The 17,718-nt window shown below is 72.9% G+C and carries 13 protein-coding genes and 1 riboswitch; of the genes, 9 read left to right on the top strand and 4 right to left on the bottom strand.

Features of this window, described 5'->3' with window-relative positions:
• Positions 1-72: 72 nt before the first annotated feature.
• The 3 genes from OG899_RS05705 (at position 73) to OG899_RS05695 (ending at position 2,873) form a co-directional block, all read left to right on the top strand.
• A complete protein-coding gene (locus OG899_RS05705; RefSeq protein ID WP_125498216.1) occupies positions 73-885 on the top strand; it encodes an ABC transporter ATP-binding protein in 813 nt (270 codons plus the stop codon).
• On the top strand, positions 875-1,738 hold the full coding sequence (locus tag OG899_RS05700) for an ABC transporter permease (protein ID WP_125498215.1): 864 nt from the start codon (positions 875-877) through the stop codon (positions 1,736-1,738). Before OG899_RS05705 ends, OG899_RS05700 begins: the two co-directional genes overlap by 11 nt.
• Before the next feature lie 82 nt (positions 1,739-1,820).
• On the top strand, positions 1,821-2,873 hold the full coding sequence (locus OG899_RS05695) for an ABC transporter substrate-binding protein (protein ID WP_168130815.1): 1,053 nt from the start codon (positions 1,821-1,823) through the stop codon (positions 2,871-2,873).
• A 57-nt stretch (positions 2,874-2,930) separates the two neighbouring features.
• Here the strand turns inward: OG899_RS05695 and OG899_RS05690 are convergent, their stop codons facing one another.
• From OG899_RS05690 to OG899_RS05680, 3 genes are all read right to left on the bottom strand, one after another.
• Positions 2,931-4,706, bottom strand: a complete 1,776-nt coding sequence (locus OG899_RS05690; RefSeq protein WP_168130816.1) for a sensor histidine kinase — start codon at positions 4,704-4,706, stop codon at positions 2,931-2,933.
• Positions 4,707-4,922: 216 nt separating this feature from the next.
• Positions 4,923-5,855, bottom strand: a complete 933-nt coding sequence (locus tag OG899_RS05685; RefSeq protein ID WP_125498212.1) for a sucrase ferredoxin — start codon at positions 5,853-5,855, stop codon at positions 4,923-4,925.
• A gap of 99 nt (positions 5,856-5,954) precedes the next feature.
• The gene (locus OG899_RS05680; RefSeq protein WP_125498211.1) at positions 5,955-7,211 is read right to left on the bottom strand and encodes a citrate synthase; all 1,257 of its coding nucleotides are present in this window, start codon (positions 7,209-7,211) and stop codon (positions 5,955-5,957) included.
• 139 nt (positions 7,212-7,350) lie between these two features.
• On the opposite strand from OG899_RS05680, the gene OG899_RS05675 reads away from it, so the two are divergent.
• A complete protein-coding gene (locus tag OG899_RS05675) occupies positions 7,351-8,517 on the top strand; it encodes a citrate synthase/methylcitrate synthase (RefSeq protein ID WP_125498210.1) in 1,167 nt (388 codons plus the stop codon).
• Between the two features lie 101 nt (positions 8,518-8,618).
• Positions 8,619-9,797: a GTP-binding protein gene (locus OG899_RS05670; protein WP_168130817.1), complete on the top strand. Its 1,179-nt coding sequence runs from the start codon at positions 8,619-8,621 to the stop codon at positions 9,795-9,797.
• 57 nt (positions 9,798-9,854) lie between these two features.
• Here the strand turns inward: OG899_RS05670 and OG899_RS05665 are convergent, their stop codons facing one another.
• Positions 9,855-12,311, bottom strand: coding sequence for a DNA topoisomerase (ATP-hydrolyzing) subunit A (locus OG899_RS05665; RefSeq protein ID WP_168130818.1), 2,457 nt, complete (start codon positions 12,309-12,311; stop codon positions 9,855-9,857).
• A 325-nt stretch (positions 12,312-12,636) separates the two neighbouring features.
• Here OG899_RS05665 and OG899_RS05660 point away from each other — a divergent pair, with 325 nt between their 5' ends.
• The 4 genes from OG899_RS05660 (at position 12,637) to OG899_RS05645 (ending at position 17,519) form a co-directional block, all read left to right on the top strand.
• On the top strand, positions 12,637-14,007 hold the full coding sequence (locus OG899_RS05660) for a pitrilysin family protein (protein ID WP_125498207.1): 1,371 nt from the start codon (positions 12,637-12,639) through the stop codon (positions 14,005-14,007).
• On the top strand, positions 14,004-15,392 hold the full coding sequence (locus OG899_RS05655; protein WP_125498206.1) for a pitrilysin family protein: 1,389 nt from the start codon (positions 14,004-14,006) through the stop codon (positions 15,390-15,392). The genes OG899_RS05660 and OG899_RS05655 overlap by 4 nt, the downstream gene beginning before the upstream one ends.
• A 225-nt stretch (positions 15,393-15,617) precedes the next feature.
• Positions 15,618-15,778, top strand: a riboswitch (cyclic di-AMP (ydaO/yuaA leader).
• A gap of 12 nt (positions 15,779-15,790) precedes the next feature.
• Complete coding sequence (locus tag OG899_RS05650) at positions 15,791-16,549, top strand: M23 family metallopeptidase (protein ID WP_125498205.1); 759 nt, start codon at positions 15,791-15,793, stop codon at positions 16,547-16,549.
• Between the two features lie 298 nt (positions 16,550-16,847).
• On the top strand, positions 16,848-17,519 hold the full coding sequence (locus tag OG899_RS05645; protein WP_125498204.1) for a GntR family transcriptional regulator: 672 nt from the start codon (positions 16,848-16,850) through the stop codon (positions 17,517-17,519).
• Positions 17,520-17,718 lie beyond the last annotated feature (199 nt).

Genomic DNA, 17,718 nt, shown 5'->3' with positions numbered 1-17,718 from the left:
TTTGCGAGCAGATGAACGGCTTGTGACGGCAAGACTGCTGCCCGGGCCGGATCGCCTCTACCGTCCCGGCCCATGAGCGCAGTGACCAGCCCCGTCATCGAACTGCGGGGCGCGAGCAAGACGTTCAGGACCCCGTCGGGGGGCCTGCACACCGCGGTGCGCGGCCTGGATCTGACCGTGGAGCGCGGTGAGTTCGTGGCCGTGGTCGGCCCCACCGGCTGCGGCAAGTCGACCACGCTGACCCTGGTCAGCGGCCTGGAGGAGCCCACCGAGGGCGAGGTGCTGGTGGCCGGGGAACCGGTCCGTGGCGTCGGCGACAAGGTCGGCTTCGTCTTCCAGCAGGACGCCACCTTCCCCTGGCGCACGGTGCTGTCCAACGTGATGGCTGGCCCCCGCTTCCGGGGGGTGCCGAAGGCGGAGGCGAAGCAGAAGGCACGTGCCTGGCTGTCCCGGGTCGGGCTCGCCGCCTTCGAGGACCGCTACCCGCACCAGCTCTCCGGCGGCCAGCGCAAACGTGTCGCACTCGCCGCGACCTTCGTCAACGACCCCGAGATCCTGCTGATGGACGAGCCGTTCTCGGCGCTCGACGTGCAGACCCGGGCGCTGATGTCGGACGAGCTGCTTCAGCTGTGGGAGGGCTCGGGCGCCTCGGTCGTGTTCGTCACCCACGACCTGGAGGAGGCCATCGCCCTGGCCGACAAGGTCGTCGTGATGACGGCCGGCCCCGCCACCGTCAAGCAGGTCTTCGACATCCACCTGCCCCGCCCCCGCAAGGTCGAACAGGTCCGCCTGCAGACCGAGTTCGTCGAGATCTACCGCGAGATCTGGGAGTCCCTCGGCGAAGAGGTCCGCATCACCCGTGAGCGAGGTGCCCATGTCGCCTGAGGTGCTCAGCACACCGGCCGCCGACCTCGCCGTAACCGGCGACCGCTCCCCGTCACGGCCCCGCGCCGCCCGCCGCCGCAAGGCGGTCGTCACCACCACCCGTGTGCTGGTCCTGATCGCCGTGCTCGGTCTGTGGGAGGTCCTCTCCCGTGCTCGGATCATCGATCCGTTCAACTTCTCGATGCCGTCGCAGATCTGGGACCAGATCTGGACCTGGGTCACCCACGGAACCGCCCTCGGCTCGCTGGGCGAGCAGATCTGGTACACGCTCTACGAGGCGCTGCTCGGCTGGGTGTGCGGCGTGGTGGCGGGTGTGGTCCTCGGCATCGCGCTCGGACGTGTCCGGTTCCTGGCGGACGTCCTCGGGCCCTACATCAAGGTGCTCAACTCCATCCCGAGGATCGTCCTCGCCCCGATCTTCGTGATCTGGTTCGGGCTCGGCCCGGCCTCCAAGGTCGCCTCCGCCGTCGTGCTGGTCTTCTTCCCGGTGTTCTTCAACGCCTTCCAGGGCGCCCGCGAGGTCGACCGGAACCTGGTCGCCAACGCCCGCATCCTCGGCGCGAGCGACCGCCGGGTGACCCTCCAGGTGGTCATCCCGTCCGCGACCTCCTGGATCTTCACCAGCCTGCACGTCAGCTTCGGATTCGCGCTGATCGGCGCCATCGTCGGCGAGTACATCGGCGCCACCCGCGGCATCGGGCTGCTCGTCGCCCAGTCCCAGGGCACGTTCAACGCCGCCGGTGTCTACGCCGCGATGGTCATCCTCGCCGCGGTCGCGCTGATCGCCGAGGGGCTGCTCACCTACGCCGAACGCCGCATCTTCCGCTGGCGGCCCGCCGGTTCCGGTCAGTGACCGCGGCCCGTCACCTGCCCGCCGCCTCCTTCCGCACCGCCTCCTGACGAGGCACCGCTTCATCACAAGGACGTGAACCACCATGCGTACCCCCGCCCGCCACGCGGCCTCGGCCGCGGCCGCCCTGCTCGCCCTGTCCTGTCTGACCGCCTGCGCCGACGACGCGTCCACCTCGACCTCCGCCGCAGGCGGGGGCGGCAAGGGCGAGCACGTGAAGATCATGGTCGGCGGCCTGGACAAGGTCATCTACCTGCCGGCGATGCTCACCCAGCGGCTCGGCTACTTCTCCGCCGAGGGCCTGGACGTGGAACTGCTCAGCGAGCCCGCCGGGGTGCAGGCGGAGACCGCGCTCGTCGCCGGCCAGGTCCAGGGCACCGTCGGCTTCTACGACCACACCCTCGATTTGCAGGTCAAGGGCAAGGAGGTGGAGTCCGTGGTGCAGTTCTCGCACGCGCCCGGCGAGGTGGAGGTCGTCTCCGCGAAGGCCGCCGGCAGCATCAGGTCGCCGAAGGACTTCAAGGGCAAGAAGCTGGGCGTGACCGGCCTCGGCTCCTCCACCGACTTCCTGACCAAGTACCTCGCCGTCAAGAACGGCGTCGACGTCAGCGAGTTCACCCCGGTCGCCGTCGGCGCCGGACAGACCTTCGTCTCCGCCCTGCAGAAGGGCTCCATCGACGCCGGCATGACCACCGACCCCACGGTCGCCACACTGCTGCGGAAGAGGGCCGGCACGGTCCTCGTCGACATGCGCACCCCCGAGGGGTCGCAGGCGGCGCTCGGCGGGCCGTACCCGTCGTCCAGCCTGTACATGCGGACGGACTGGGTGAACAGCCACAAGGACACCGTCCAGAAGCTGGTCAACGCCTTCGTCAAGACGCTGAGGTGGATGCACACCCACAGCGCCGCCGAGATCGCCGCCAAGATGCCCGCCGACTACTCCCAGGGCGACGAGGCGCTGTACGCCGAGGCCATCAAGGACACGCTGCCGATGTTCACCGAGGACGGTGTCATGCCGGCCAACGGCCCCGAGACCGTCGAGAAGGTCCTCAGGGCGTTCAACCCGAACATCAAGAACGCCGAGGTCGACCTGGCCAGGACGTATACGACCGAGTTCGTGCAGAAGGCCGCCGGCTGAGCCGTACGGCCCCGCACCGGGAGCCGCGCCGTGCCTCCGCGGACCGCGCCCTGACGGTCACCGCGGTCGCCGTGGCTCCTCCGCGACGCTCCCGCCGCCCGGCCCGGTGCCGGTCCCGGTCGCTGCCTCGGTCCCGTCACCCGGCGTGGGCCCGGAGACCACCACAGGCGCGGGCCTCGGCGGGGCGGCTGCCGCCGGGCCGGGCTCGGCGGGTGCCAGGCCGGGCTCGGTCAGGGCCTCGGGCAGGACGACCGTGAACCGGGCTCCGCCGCCGGGCGCATCGGCGACCGTCACGCTGCCTCCCTGCCGTTCGGCGAGCCTGCGCACCAGGGACAGGCCGAGGCCGCGCTTGCCGTGCGCCGGAGGCCGCTTGGTGGACCAGCCCTCGGTGAAGATGACCTCGCGCCGGTCCGGAGGGATCCCCGGCCCGGTGTCCCGCACCCGCAGCACCGCGGTGCGGCCCTCGGTGCGCAGCTCGACCTCCACCCGGGCGTGCGGCGTGGCCGCGACCGCGTCCAGCGCGTTGTCGACCAGGTTGCCGACGATCGTCACCAGCCCGCGCGGATCGACCAGCCGGTCCGGCAGCCGGGTGGCGTCGGAGATCCACAGTGCCACCCCGCGCTCGGCCGCCACCGTCGCCTTGCCCACCAGCAGCGCGGCGATCAGCGGGTCCCGGATCTTCTCGGTGACCTGCTCGGCGGTGGACCGGTGGCCGCCGACCACCTCCCCGACGAACTCCAGGGCGTCGTCGTACATCTCCAGCTCCAGCAGCCCGAGCAGGGTGTGCATCCGGTTGGCGTGTTCGTGGTCCTGGGCGCGCAGCGCCTCTATCAGACCGCGGGTGGAGTCCAGTTCCCGGGCGAGCTGTTCCACCTCGGTCCGGTCGCGCAGGGTGGCCACGGCGCCTCCGTCGCCGGTGGGCATCCGGTTGGCGACCAGCACCCGCTGCCCCCGCACGGTCAGCAGATCGGTGCCCGTCACCCGGCCGGCCAGGACGTCGGTGGTGCGGCCCGCGCCCAAGGTCTCGTCCGGCGACCGGCCGAGTGCCTCGTCGCCGATGCCCAGCAGCCGTCGGGCCTCGTCGTTGAGCAGCCGCACCCGGCCCTCGCGGTCGAGGGCCACGACCCCTTCCCGGATGCCGTGCAGCATCGCCTCGCGCTCGGCGAGCAGCGCCGCGATGTCGGAGAAGGCCAGGTCCCTGGTGCTGCGCTGGACCCGCCGGGAGATCAGCCAGGCCACCAGGGCGCCGGCGGCCAGGGCACCGCCGGCGTAGGCGAACAGGCCGGGGACGGCGTGGATCAGCCGGGAGCGGACGCTGTCGTAGGCGATACCCACCGAGACCGCCCCGACGATGCGGTGGCCGCTGTCGTACAGCGGCACCTTGCCGCGGGCCGAACGGCCCAGGGTGCCGGTGTCGATCTCCATGACCTTCCGTCCGGCCAGGGCCGCACCCGGGTCCGTGGAGACGTGCTCGCCGACCCGGCTCGGATTGCTGTGCGACCAGCGGATGCCGTTGCGGTCCATCACCACCACGTACTCGGCGCCGGTCGCCTTGCGGATCCGTTCGGCCTCCTGCTGCACCGGTCCGTCGACGGACGGTCGCGTGGTGAGCAGGTCCTTGACCACCTGCGGGTTCGCCGCGGTGGTCGCGGCGATGGCGAGTGCCCGGCGCATCGCCTGGTCGTCGAGCTGGTGGCCGAGCGGCGCGAGGAACAGTCCGGTCGCCAGCACGGCGACCCCCGCGGCGATCGCCAGCTGCATCAGCAGCACCTGCGAGAACACCTTGCGGGGCAGACCCAGGCGCCGACGGCGTGCGACAACGGTGGTGGACATGCCGACGACGGTACGTCCGGTGACCGGGGCGGCCCCAGGGGCGGGAGGCGACGCAGCCAGGCGTGCGAGGCGCGTGTGCCGTGTCCTCAGCGGGTGTCGCGTGTGCCGTGTCTCAGCGGGTGTCGCGTGTGCGGTGTCTCAGCGGGTGTCGCGTGCGCGGTGTCTCAGCGCGTGTCACCTGTGCGGTGTCCCAGCGGGCGTCACCTGTGCGGTGTCTCAGCGGGCGACGGCGAGTTCGCGGACGGCCACCACGTCCATCCGGGCCGGGGTGCCCAGCACCGAGGCTCCGCAGCTGTCCGGCCGGGGCGGCACGGCGGCGCCCTGGGCGACGGTCACGTGCCACCGGCGCCCGTCCCGGTGGGCGACGGTCACCTCCCAGCGGGGTGCGGCACCCTCGATGCCCGTGACGTCCAGCACCTCGGCCCGTTCCTCGCCCAGTGCCCGGCGCACGGCCAACTCGGCCGCCTGTCCGGGGCGCTCCCACGCGGTGCGTCCCCGGCATCCGTCGAGGGCCACCCGGCCCGCGCGTACGCCGTCGACCGCCGCGACGACGGTGGACAGTTCGGCCCGCCCGTAGGCGTAGCCGTACGGCAGGAGCAGCACCGTCGGCGAGAAGCGGTGGCCGCCCAGGTGCGTCACCTCCCACACCTCGCGCAGTCCGCGTGCGGTCAGCAAGGCGGCCAGCGGTCGGCCGAGCAGGGCGCAGCACTGGTCGCGGCGGCCGTTGGTGCAGACGAGCGCGAGCGGGTCGCCGGTGTGCGGGCGCCCGCGCAGCACCGTGTCGAAGGAACGCGGGTCGCCCCGGCCGAGGGCGGCGAGGTCCAGGTCGAGCAGCCGCCGCGGGTCGGCCGTCATGGCCCCGTGCAGCCAGGCGAGGCCGGGGGTGGTGTGGGCGGCGTACACCTGCCGCGGGGACGGAGCGTGGCAGTCGGCGTGCCGTCCCGGACGGCGGATGAGTGCGATCCGTACGCCGGTGCCCTGGGCGGCCTGCTCGAGCGCCCGCCCCAGCGCGGGGTCCAGATGGCTGGAAGTGAGCGCCTTGGCGCCCCAGGGGCCGGGCTGCTCCAGCAGCAGCCAGGTCGCCGCGGTGGGAGCCGTGGCGGACAGCGGCTCGTCGAGCTGCCGGGAGAGGCTCGCGCAGGTACTCACAGAGGTGAGCCTAACCTGACCGGGCGTGGGGCGAATCCCGGCCGTCGGAGTGATCCGTTCCGCTGCCGTCGCGCGGTGGACGGACCTGGCGGTCGGGCCTCACCCGGTCGGCAGCGGTCGGGGCGGACGCGGCCCGGTGTACCGGCCGCTCGGCCGCATCCGCAGCGGCGGCTCCCCGTACTCCTCCAGGGCGTGGGCGATCCAGCCGGCCGTGCGGGCCACGGCGAAGACGGTCTCGCAGGCGGCGGACGTCATGCCGCTGGAGGCGGTCAGCACGGCGAGCGCCAGGTCGACGTTGGGGTGCAGCGGGGTGTGACGGGCGGCGGTGGCCGCGATGTCGCGGGCGGCGGCCAGGGCGGGCGCGGCGTGGGGGATCTCCTCCAGCAGCTCGAACAGCACACGGGCGCGGGGATCCTCACCGCGGTACAGGCGGTGGCCGAGCCCGGGGATCCGGCGGCCCTCCCGCAGTTCGCCGGCGACCACGGGACCCGCGGTGCCCCGGTCCAGGACCTGAAGGATCAGCCGGTGGGCGAGCCCTCCGGCCGCGCCGTGCAGCGGCCCCTCGATCACGCCGAGCCCGGCGGAGACGGCGGCGTACACAGGGGCGCGGGCGGAGGCGGCGACGCGCACGGCGAGCGTGGAGGCGGCCAGGTCGTGGTCGGCGAGCAGGGCGAGGGCCGTGTCCAGTGCGGCCAGTGACGCCTCGTCGGGCTTCCGGTCGGTCAGCCGCGCCCACAGACGGTGGGCGATCGGACCCTGCCCGGCGGTGTCCGCCCCGCGCACGGGCAGGGCGTCGACGAGGGTGGGGACGAGGATGCGCGCGGTGCCGAGCACGGCGTCCGGCGCCAGGTCGAACCGCAGCGGATCCGCGGCCGCGGCGGCGACCGCCGCGACCCTCAGCCGGTCGGTGGGGCCGGCGTCCTCGGGCAGCGACCCCGCGGCGTGGCGGGCCGCGGCGACGGACGTCTCGGGCGCGGCGAAGGAGGCCCCCGGGCACGGCCGGCCGGTCCACAGCCACTCGGCGACCTCCTCGTAGGAGTGCCGGCGGGCGAGGTCGGCGGCGTCGACGCCGCGGTAGTAGTACCGGTCGTCCTCGATGAGCGTGAGCCGGGTGTGTACGGACAGGTCCGTGGCGGCCGAGGCCGTGCCGTTCTCCCGCCGGTTGCGGCGGGCGAGCGCCTCGACCTCCTGCGGGTCGAAGGTGCTGCCGCGGCTTCCCGGCTCCCGTCTGCTGGTCAGCTGGCCGCGGCTGACGTAGGCGTACACGGTCTCCGGCTTCACACCGAGCAGTTCGGCGGTCTCCCGGGTGGTCAGTCGCCGCCGGGAGCCGGGGAGGGCCCCATCCTGATCGCTCATGGACTCACCGTATCCACATCGACGCGGACTGGACGAGGAACATTGATTGTCAATCAACATTGACAACTATTGACCACAGCATGGACAGTCGGTCGCATCCGTTGTCCGTTGTCGCCCGTCACCACTCGGAGGAGATGCGATGTCCCGTCCCAGGAGCGCAGCCCCGACCGTCGACGTCCCGCGAGGGCTCGCCGGCGTCGTCGTCACCGACACCCGGATCGGGGACGTCCGGGGCGCCGAGGGCTTCTACCACTACCGGCAGTACTCCGCCGTCGACCTCGCCCGCACCCGCAGCTTCGAGGACGTGTGGCATCTGCTGATCCACGGCGAACTGCCGGACGCCCGGCGCGGTGCCGCCTTCGCCGCCGAGACGGCCGCCCTGCGCACGCTCCCCGACGCGGTGCGCTCGGCACTGCCCGCGCTCGCCGAGGCGAGCCGCCGCTCGGGGCCGCTGGCCGGACTGGGCGCCGCCCTGCCCCTGCTCGGCGCGGCGAGCGGCTTCCGCCCGGTCTACGACACCGATCCCGCCCGGCGCCGCCGGGACACCCTGGTCGCCTGCGCGGCGGTGCCGACCCTGCTCGCCGCGCTGCACCGGCTGCACGAGGGGCTGGAGCCGGTCGAACCCCGCCAGGACCTGCCCCACGCGGCCAACTACCTGTACATGGTCACCGGTTCGGAGCCGGACGAACAGCGAGCGCGGGCCGTCGAGCAGTACTTGATCTCCACCATGGACCACGGCTTCAACGCGTCCACTTTCACCGCGCGGGTCGTCGCCTCCACCGGGGCCGACGTGGCGGCCTGCCTGACGGCCGCGGTGGGTGCGCTCTCCGGGCCGCTGCACGGAGGCGCGCCCAGCAGGGCACTGGACACCCTGGACGCGATCGGCACCCCGGAGCGGATCGACCCCTGGGTGCGCGCACGGGTCCTCGCCGGCGACCGCATCATGGGCTTCGGCCACGCCGTCTACCGCACCGAGGACCCCCGCTCGCGCATGCTGCGCGCGACGGCCCAGCGGCTCGGCGGCCCCCGGGTCGCCTTCGCCGTCGAGGTGGAACGCCGCGTCGAGGCGATCCTCGCGGAGCTGAAGCCCGGACGGGAACTGCACACCAACGTCGAGTTCTACGCGGGCGTGGTGATGGAGCAGTGCGGCCTGCCCCGCGCCATGTTCACCCCCACCTTCGCCGCGGGCCGCGTGATCGGCTGGAGCGCCAACATCCTGGAGCAGGCGGAGGACTCCAAGATCATCAGGCCGGCGGCGCGATACACCGGGCCCGAGGCCCCGGTGCCGGTCCCGCTCGCCGGCTGACGGCGCCACCGACCCGATCCCTATCCTGGGGCGGCCATCAGTTGTCACCCGTGCACCGGACGGCCACGCCGGTGCACGCCAGGCGCGAGGAAGGTCGCACAGTGGGTCAGCGTCCGAGCCGGCACCAGGTCCCGGTCGTCGTGCTCGCCGGGTTTCTCGGCTCCGGCAAGACCACCCTGCTCAACCATCTGCTGCACCGCAGCGGCGGCAGCCGGATCGGGGCGATCGTCAACGACTTCGGCGCCATCGAGATCGACGCCATGGCGGTGGCGGGCGCGCTCGGGGACTCCACCGTCTCTCTCGGCAACGGGTGCCTGTGCTGTGCCGTGGACCCCGGTGACCTGGACCGCTATCTCGACCGGCTGCTCCAGCCGTCCCTGGGCGTCGACGTGATCGTCATCGAGGCCAGCGGCCTGGCCGAACCCCAGGAACTCGTCCGCATGGTGCTGGCCAGCGAGGACCCCCGGGTCGTCTACGGCGGTCTGGTGGAGGTCGTGGACGCCGCCGAGTTCGACGACACCCGCCGCCGGCACCCCGAGATCGACCGGCACCTCGCCCTGGCGGACCTGGTCGTCGTGAACAAGCTCGACCGCGCGGACGACCGCGAACGCGTCCTCGGGCTGGTCCGCTCGCTCACCGGCACAGCCGCGGTCGTCCCGGCGACGTACGGCCGGATCGACCCGGAGTTCCTCTTCGACTGCCGGCCCCGCGAGGAGCGCATCGGGCAGCTGTCCTTCGACGACCTGCACGAGGATGCGCACGACGACGAGCAGGACGCGGCGGACGGCGGGCACGACGGGCTCGGGCACGGGCACGACGGGCATCTGCACACCGGCTACGACAGCCTGTCCTTCGTCAGTGAGACCCCGCTCGGCCCCCGGCAGCTGATGCGGTTCCTCGACAGCCGGCCCGAGGGGCTGTACCGGATCAAGGGGTACGTGGACTTCGGTGCGTACGATCCGCGCAACCGCTACACCGTGCACGCCGTCGGCCGGTTCCTGCGCTTCTACCCGGAGCCCTGGCCGGCGGGGGAGACGCCCGCGACCCGGCTCGTCCTCATCGGCGCCGGCCTCGACACCGCCGCTCTGGCCACGCAGCTCGACGCGTGCCGCGACGAGAACGCCCCGCATGCCGACGAGCACGGCATGTGGGGCGTCCTGCGCTATGTCGCTGATCCGGAGGGCGACCGGACCGAGGAACCCCCGGTGACCGAGGAACCCCCGATCACCGAGGACCCCCCGATCACCGAGGAGAGTCCGGTCGCCGAGGAACCCGGGTGACCGACGGCCCCCCGGAGGTCACCGGGGGAGTGCCCCGGTGACCGAGGGATTCCCGGCTCAGGCCGGTCCGGCCACCGCGGCCACCTTCTTCGCGAGCGGCGTGCCGGAACCGTCACGGCGCGGGTCGACGTCCGGCAGCACGGCCGGGGAGCCGTTCTTCTGGGCGGCACGCGCCGGGGCGGGACCGGCCCAGGCGAAGGACAGGCAGTCCTCGCCCTTCAGGAACCGCTGGCAGCGCACGCCGCCGGTGGCCCGGCCCTTGCGCGGGAACTGGTCGAACGGCGTCAGCTTGGCCGTGGTCTGCACCGAGTCGTCCAGTGTGCCGCGGGAACCGGCCACCGTGAGGACGACCGCGTCCGAGGCCGGGTCCACCGCCGTGAACGCGATCACCTTGGCTCCCGCGCCGAGCCGGATGCCGGCCACACCGCCCGCCGGCCGGCCCTGCGGACGGACCTGGGAGGCCTGGAAACGCAGCAGCTGCGCGTCGTCCGTGATGAACACCAGGTCCTCCTCGCCGGTGCGCAGCTCCACCGCGCCGACGATCCGGTCGCCCTCCTTGAGGGTGATGACCTCCAGCTCGTCCTTGTTCGCCGGGTAGTCCGGGACGACCCGCTTGACGACCCCCTGCTCCGTGCCGAGCGCCAGGCCCGGCGAGGACTCGTCCAGGGTGGTCAGACACAGCGCCGTCTCGTCGTCCTCCAGGGACACGAACTCCGCCAGCGGCGCACCCCCGGCCAGGTTCGGGGCGGTCGTCGTCTCCGGCAGCTGCGGCAGGTCGACGACGTCGACCCGCAGCAGCCGCCCGGCCGAGGTCACCACGCCCACCTCGCCGCGGGCCGTGGCCGGCACCGACGAGACGATCACGTCGTGCTTCTGCCGCTTGCCACCCGCCTCCTGCGGGAACGGCTCGGCGGTGGCCGTGCGGGCCAGCAGGCCGGTGGAGGACATCAGCACCCGGCAGGGGTCGTCCGCCACCTGCAGCGGAACCGTCGCGGCCGGCACGTCCGACGCCTCCAGCAGCAGCGTGCGCCGCGGGGTGGCGAACTTCTTGGCGACCGCCGCCAGCTCCGACGACACCAGCTTGCGCAGCTCGGCGTCCGACTCCAGGATCCGGGTCAGCTCCTCGATCTCCGCGGTCAGCCGGTCCCGTTCCGCCTCCAGCTCGATGCGGTCGTACTTGGTCAGGCGCCGCAGCGGCGTGTCGAGGATGTACTGCGTCTGCACCTCGGTCAGCTCGAACTGCTGCATGAGCCGCTCCTTGGCCTGCGCGCTGTTCTCGCTGGAGCGGATCAGCCGGATCACCTCGTCGATGTCCACCAGCGCCGTGAGCAGGCCCTCCACCAGGTGCAGCCGGTCGCGCCGCTTGCCGCGGCGGAACTCGCTGCGCCGCCGCACCACGTCGAAGCGGTGGTCGAGGTAGACCTCCAGCAGCTCCTTCAGGCCCAGCGTGACGGGCTGGCCGTCGACCAGGGCGACGTTGTTGATGCCGAAGGACTCCTCCATCGGGGTCAGCTTGTACAGCTGCTCCAGGACCGCCTCCGGCACGAAACCGTTCTTGATCTCGATGACCAGGCGCAGGCCGTGCTCGCGGTCGGTGAGGTCCTTGACGTCGGCGATGCCCTGGACCTTCTTCGCCGCGACCAGGTCCTTGATCTTGGCGATGACCTTCTCCGGGCCCACCGCGAACGGCAGCTCGGTGACGACCAGACCCTTGCGGCGGGCCGTGACGTTCTCCACCGACACCGTGGCGCGCATCTTGAACGTGCCGCGGCCGGTCTCGTAGGCGTCCCGGATCCCGGACAGGCCGACGATCCGCCCGCCGGTGGGCAGGTCGGGGCCCGGGACGTGCTTCATCAGGGCGTCCAGGTCCGCGTTCGGGTGCCGGATCAGATGCCGGGCGGCCGCGATCACCTCGCCGAGGTTGTGCGGCGGCATGTTGGTGGCCATGCCGACCGCGATGCCCGACGCGCCGTTGACCAGCAGGTTCGGGAAGGCGGCGGGCAGGGCCACCGGCTCCTGCTCCTGGCCGTCGTAATTCGGCGCGAAGTCGACGGTGTCCTCGTCGATCGACTCGGTCATCAGGCCCGTCGCCGCGGTCATCCGGCACTCGGTGTACCGCATCGCCGCGGGCGGGTCGTCGTTGCCCAGCGAACCGAAGTTGCCGTGGCCGTCGACCAGCGGCACCCGCATCGAGAAGGGCTGGGCCATGCGCACCAGGGCGTCGTAGATCGACGCGTCGCCGTGCGGGTGCAGCTTGCCCATGACCTCGCCGACGACGCGGGCGCACTTGACGTAGCCGCGGTCGGGGCGCAGGCCCATCTCGTTCATCTGGTAGACGATGCGGCGGTGCACCGGCTTCAGACCGTCGCGGGCGTCCGGCAGGGCACGCGAGTAGATGACCGAGTACGCGTACTCGAGGAAGGAGCCCTGCATCTCGTCGACGACGTCGATGTCGAGGATCTTCTCCTCGTACGAGTCGTCGGGCGGCGGGGTCTTCGTGCTGCGGCGGGCCATCGCTGCCGGCTCCTTGCTGAAGCGTGACGGGATCTGACGCGGACCATTGTGGACCGCCCCACGGACAACACCGACCGGACCCCGCCCCGCCCGCCGCTTCCGCACCACGGTCCGCGACCCCACGGCGTCGGTGAACTCGCCATGCGCACACCCCCGGTCACGCGCCCCTCGGCCGCTTCCCGAGCCCCTGTGCACCTCCGTCGGGGTGCTCGCTCTCGGCGTACCTCCTCGGGGAACTTCGCCGACGCAGGACGCGCTTGCATACAGTGGCAGGACCGGCAGGAAACGGCGGTTCCCGACCGCCTCCGCGATCGAAGGGACGTACATGCCCATGGGTCACACGGCCACAGCCGAGGCAGGCTCCGGCGGCCTGACAGCGACCGAGCACCGCCTGGCCAACGGCCTGCGCGTGGTGCTCTCCGAGGACCACCTGACCCCGGTCGCGGCGGTGTGCCTCTGGTACGACGTCGGCTCCCGCCACGAGGTCAAGGGGCGCACCGGCCTGGCTCACCTCTTCGAGCACCTGATGTTCCAGGGCTCCGCCCAGGTCAAGGGCAACGGTCACTTCGAACTGGTGCAGGGCGCCGGCGGCTCCCTCAACGGCACCACCAGCTTCGAGCGCACCAACTACTTCGAGACCATGCCCGCCCACCAGCTGGAGCTGGCCCTGTGGCTGGAGGCCGACCGCATGGGCTCGCTGCTGACCGCGCTGGACGAGGAATCCCTGGAGAACCAGCGGGACGTCGTCAAGAACGAGCGCCGTCAGCGCTACGACAACGTCCCCTACGGCACCGCCTTCGAGAAGCTGACCGCGCTCGCCTACCCGGAGGGCCACCCCTACCACCACACCCCCATCGGGTCGATGGCGGACCTGGACGCGGCCACCCTGGAGGACGCCCGCGAGTTCTTCCGCACCTACTACGCGCCGAACAACGCGGTGCTCTCCGTGGTCGGCGACATCGACCCCGAGCAGACCCTCGCCTGGATCGAGAAGTACTTCGGCTCCATCCCCGCCCACGACGGCAAGCCCGAGCCCCGCGACGGCACGCTGCCCGACATCATCGGCGAGCAGCTGCGGGAGGTCGTCGAGGAGGACGTGCCCGCCCGCGCCCTGATGGCCGCCTACCGGCTGCCGCACGACGGCACCCGTGCCTGCGACGCGGCCGACCTGGCGCTGACCGTCCTCGGCGGCGGCGAGTCCTCCCGGCTCTACAACCGCCTGGTGCGCCGCGACCGCACCGCCGTCGCCGCCGGCTTCGGCCTGCTGCGGCTGGCCGGCGCGCCCTCCCTGGGCTGGCTGGACGTGAAGACCTCCGGCGACGTCGAGGTCCCCGTCATCGAGGCCGCCATCGACGAGGAGCTGGCCCGGTTCGCCGAGGAGGGCCCGACCGCCGAGGAGATGGAGCGCGCGCAGGCCCAGCTGGAGCGCGAGTGGCTGGACCGGCTCGGCACGGTCGCCGGCCGCGCCGACGAACTGTGCCGCTTCGCCGTCCTGTTCGGCGACCCGCAGCTGGCCCTGACCGCCGTCCAGCGCGTCCTCGAGGTCACCCCCGAGGAGGTCCAGGAGATCGCCAAGGCCCGCCTGCGCCCCGACAACCGCGCGGTGCTCGTCTACGAGCCCACCGCCGACACCCAGGACGACACCCCGGACGCGGACGCCGCGGCCGCCGACGACAGCGAGGAGACGGCGAAGTGACCGAGCTCGCCACGATGGAGTTCCACCCGCGGCCCCAGGCGGGCGAGGCCAAGCCGTGGGCGTTCCCCGCCCCCGAGCGCGGCACCCTGGACAACGGCCTGACCGTGCTGCGCTGCCACCGCCCCGGCCAGCAGGTCGTCGCCGTCGAGGTGCTGCTGGACGCCCCGCTGGACGCCGAGCCGGCCGGTCTGGACGGCGTCGCAACGATCATGGCGCGGGCCTTCTCCGAGGGCACCGACCGACTCTCAGCGGAGGAGTACGCGGCCGAGCTGGAGCGCGCCGGCGCCACCTTGGACACGCACGCCGACCACCCCGGCGTCCGCCTCAGCCTGGAGGTCCCCGCCTCCCGCCTCGCCAAGGGCCTCGGCCTGCTCGCCGACGCGCTGCGGTCCCCCGCGTTCGCCGAGTCCGAGATCGAGCGCCTGGTGCGCAACCGGCTCGACGAGATCCCGCACGAGCTGGCCAACCCCTCCCGCCGCGCCGCCAAGGAACTGTCCAAGGAGCTGTTCCCGGCCGACTCGCGCATGTCCCGGCCGCGGCAGGGCACCGAGGAGACCGTCGCCGCGATCGACGCGGCCGCCGTCCGCGCCTTCTACAACCGCCATGTGCGCCCCTCCACCGCCACGGTCGTGGTGGTCGGCGACCTGACCGGCATCGACCTGGACGCGGTGCTCGGCGACACCCTGGGCGCCTGGACCGGCGCGCCCGCCACGCCGCGCCCGGTGCCCCCGGTGACCGCCGACGACACCGGCCGCGTGGTCATCGTGGACCGTCCCGGGGCCGTGCAGACCCAGCTGCTCATCGGCCGCATCGGACCGGACCGGCACTCCAGCGTGTGGCCCGCCCAGGTGCTCGGCACCTACTGCCTGGGCGGCACCCTCACCTCCCGCCTCGACCGGGTGCTGCGCGAGGAGAAGGGCTACACCTACGGGGTGCGGGCCTTCGGCCAGGTGCTGCGGTCCGCGCCGGACGGATCGGGCGCCGCGATGCTCGCGATCAGCGGCTCCGTCGACACCCCGAACACCGGGCCCGCCCTGGACGACCTGTTCACCGTGCTGCGCACCCTGGCCGCCGAGGGCCTGACCGACGCCGAGCGGGACAACGCCGTGCAGAACCTCGTCGGGGTGGCACCGCTGAAGTACGAGACGGCGGCCGCCGTGGCGAGCACCCTCGCCGACCAGGTCGAACAGCATCTGCCGGACGACTACCAGGCCACGCTGTACCAGCAGCTCGCCGTCACCGGCACGGTGGAGGCCACCGCGGCCGTGGTCAGCGCCTTCCCGGTGGACCGCCTGGTGACGGTCCTCGTCGGTGACGCGGCGCAGATCGAGGAACCCGTGGCCGCCCTGGGCATCGGCCCGGTCACCGTCGTCCCGGCCGAGTGACGGCATCGGTGACGGCATACGTGACGCCCTAGCGGACCACCGAGCCGGCGGGGCCCTGGTGACCGGACGGTCACCAGGGCCCCGTGGTGTCCCAAATGCGCCGGAGGCTGCCTTTCTGCCCTGTGGTCTGTGCTACAAACTCCCGCTTCGGTTTGGGAATTGACGTGCGCCCCCTTTAGCGTCTCTCCGGCTGTTCGTCGGGCTTCACGCCGCACCCGCGGCACCGGACAGCCATCGCCGAGTCCCCGTACGGCGCGAGCCAGGGGAGCCGGGGACCCATGTCCCGGGGTGAATCGGACGCCCGCACAAGGCCGCGCGGGTGACCGTAGGAGACCTTCCTGCTCCGAACCCGTCAGCTAACCCGGCAGGCGACAGGGAAGGAAAGGACCAGCGTCTGCATGGCGTTCACGCGCGCCACCGGCAAGCACCGCCGTCCCGGGTCGATCCACCGCACCACCGCCCGCGCCGCCGGCGTCGCGGCCCTGACCACCACCGGCGTCGTCGGCACCCTGGCCGCCTCGCCGGCCTTCGCCTCCGACGGTCCGGCCGCCGAGGAGACCGGCCTCAGCCCGGTGATCTCCCTGACCGACGCCCTCGCGGACAAGATCGACGCACAGGCCGTCGCCCAGCGCGAGGCGGCCGACCGCAAGCGGGCCGAGCAGGAGGCCCGGAAGGCGGCCGCCGAGCTGGCGAAGCGGGAACGGGAGGCCGCCGAGCGCGCCGCCCGGGAGGCCGAGCGCAAGCTGCTCGACACCTTCGTGGCGCCGGTCTTCGGCTCCTCCGTCTCCACCGGCTACCACAGCGGCGGCTCCCTGTGGTCCTCCGGCACCCACACCGGCATCGACTTCCACGCCGCCACCGGCACCCCGGTGCATGCCGTCGGCTCCGGCACCGTCGTCCAGACCGGCTGGGGCGGCGCGTACGGCAACCAGATCGTGATCCGGATGGCCGACGGTCACTACACCCAGTACGGCCACCTGTCGTTCATCAACGTCTCGGTGGGCGAGCAGGTCGTCCCCGGCCAGCAGATCGGCCTGTCCGGCGCGACCGGCAACGTCACCGGACCGCACCTGCACTTCGAGGTGCGCACCGGCCCCGACTACGGCTCCGACATCGACCCCGTCGCCTACCTCCGCCAGCACGGCGTGGACGTCTGACGCGCACCGGCGCGGCGAACGGCTTCGGCGCCGGAACGGTCCTGACGCCCGAACGGCCTCGACGCCGCGCGAACGCCCCGGCTCCCACGGAAAAGCCCCGGCCGCAACCGCGCGCCGGGGCTTTTCTCCGTTCCGTACGCGCGCCGCGGGCGCGTTGTCCAAAACCCGCCCATGAAAAACAGTTCCCCGCCGCAAATAACGGTTTCCTGCCTTAGAGTCGGCCCCAGAGTTCAGTGAACTCGCGCGCCTCGCACGGCGCGAGGCGGAAATGACGACGGTATGCAGGCGGAGGTCGGTCATGCGCATTCCGGCGCATTCGGTGTGCACGGCGATCCGGGACGACATCGTCGCCGGGGTCCACCCGCGCGGCAGCCGGCTCACGGAGGACGTCCTCGCCCGCCGCTACGGCGTCTCCCGCGTCCCCGTGCGCGAGGCCCTGCGCACCCTGGAGGCCGAGGGCTTCGTCGTGACCCGCCGGCACGCCGGCGCCTGCGTGGCGGAACCCACCGAGCAGGAGGCCGCCGACCTGTTGGAGATGCGCCTGCTGCTGGAACCCCTGGGCGCCGCGCGAGCCGCCCAGCGGCGCACCGAGTCGCATCTGAAGGTGCTGCGCGGCCTGGTCAGGCTGGGCCGGGAGCGGGCCGAGCGCGGCGCCGGCGAGGAACTGCGCGCGCTGGGCGCCTGGTTCCACGAGACGCTCGTCCAGGCCAGCGGCAGCCCCGCGCTCATCACCGCGCTCACCCGGCTCCGGCTGAAGATCGCGTGGATCTACCAGGTGGCCGCCCCGGCCGACCCCGTGGCCTCGTGGGCCGAGCACGCGGCCGTCGTGGACGCGGTGCGGCGCGGCGACAGCGAGCGCGCCCGGGCCATCGCGGCGCTGCACGTCCAGCGTGCCGTCTCCCGGCACCGCCTGCGCGAGCCCGGCGCCCCGGCCGGCCCGGACGCCGGCGTCAGGACGGCCCGCCGCTGAGGGACGGCGTACCGCCAAGGACGGCACCCACCGTCCCGGACGGCTTGCTCGCCGATCGTGCACCGCCGGGTGTCCGCGGGCCGGTCGCCGTGGGCGCTGTGAGGACTTCGCAACCTGCCGTCAACATTCCGCGCCCCTCCCATTAACACACGTGCCGTAGAAAAAAGGAACGGAGAATTCGCTGCGGTGCGCCCGCCTG

The organism is Streptomyces thermoviolaceus, from assembly GCF_045209695.1.
Lineage (GTDB): Bacteria > Actinomycetota > Actinomycetes > Streptomycetales > Streptomycetaceae > Streptomyces > Streptomyces thermoviolaceus.
Note: the sequence above shows the minus strand (reverse complement) of the source record. Positions and strands in the feature narration are given on the sequence as shown.

What these genes read in the sequence shown, in the direction of transcription:
- OG899_RS05705 (WP_125498216.1), top strand. Translation starts at nt 73, where the DNA reads ATGAGCGCAGTGACCAGCCCCGTCATCGAACTGCGGGGCGCGAGCAAG.
- OG899_RS05700 (WP_125498215.1), top strand. Translation starts at nt 875, where the DNA reads ATGTCGCCTGAGGTGCTCAGCACACCGGCCGCCGACCTCGCCGTAACC.
- OG899_RS05695 (WP_168130815.1), top strand. Translation starts at nt 1,821, where the DNA reads ATGCGTACCCCCGCCCGCCACGCGGCCTCGGCCGCGGCCGCCCTGCTC.
- OG899_RS05690 (WP_168130816.1), bottom strand. Translation starts at nt 4,706, where the DNA reads ATGTCCACCACCGTTGTCGCACGCCGTCGGCGCCTGGGTCTGCCCCGC.
- OG899_RS05680 (WP_125498211.1), bottom strand. Translation starts at nt 7,211, where the DNA reads ATGAGCGATCAGGATGGGGCCCTCCCCGGCTCCCGGCGGCGACTGACC.
- OG899_RS05675 (WP_125498210.1), top strand. Translation starts at nt 7,351, where the DNA reads ATGTCCCGTCCCAGGAGCGCAGCCCCGACCGTCGACGTCCCGCGAGGG.
- OG899_RS05665 (WP_168130818.1), bottom strand. Translation starts at nt 12,311, where the DNA reads ATGGCCCGCCGCAGCACGAAGACCCCGCCGCCCGACGACTCGTACGAG.
- OG899_RS05660 (WP_125498207.1), top strand. Translation starts at nt 12,637, where the DNA reads ATGCCCATGGGTCACACGGCCACAGCCGAGGCAGGCTCCGGCGGCCTG.
- OG899_RS05650 (WP_125498205.1), top strand. Translation starts at nt 15,791, where the DNA reads ATGGCGTTCACGCGCGCCACCGGCAAGCACCGCCGTCCCGGGTCGATC.
- OG899_RS05645 (WP_125498204.1), top strand. Translation starts at nt 16,848, where the DNA reads ATGCGCATTCCGGCGCATTCGGTGTGCACGGCGATCCGGGACGACATC.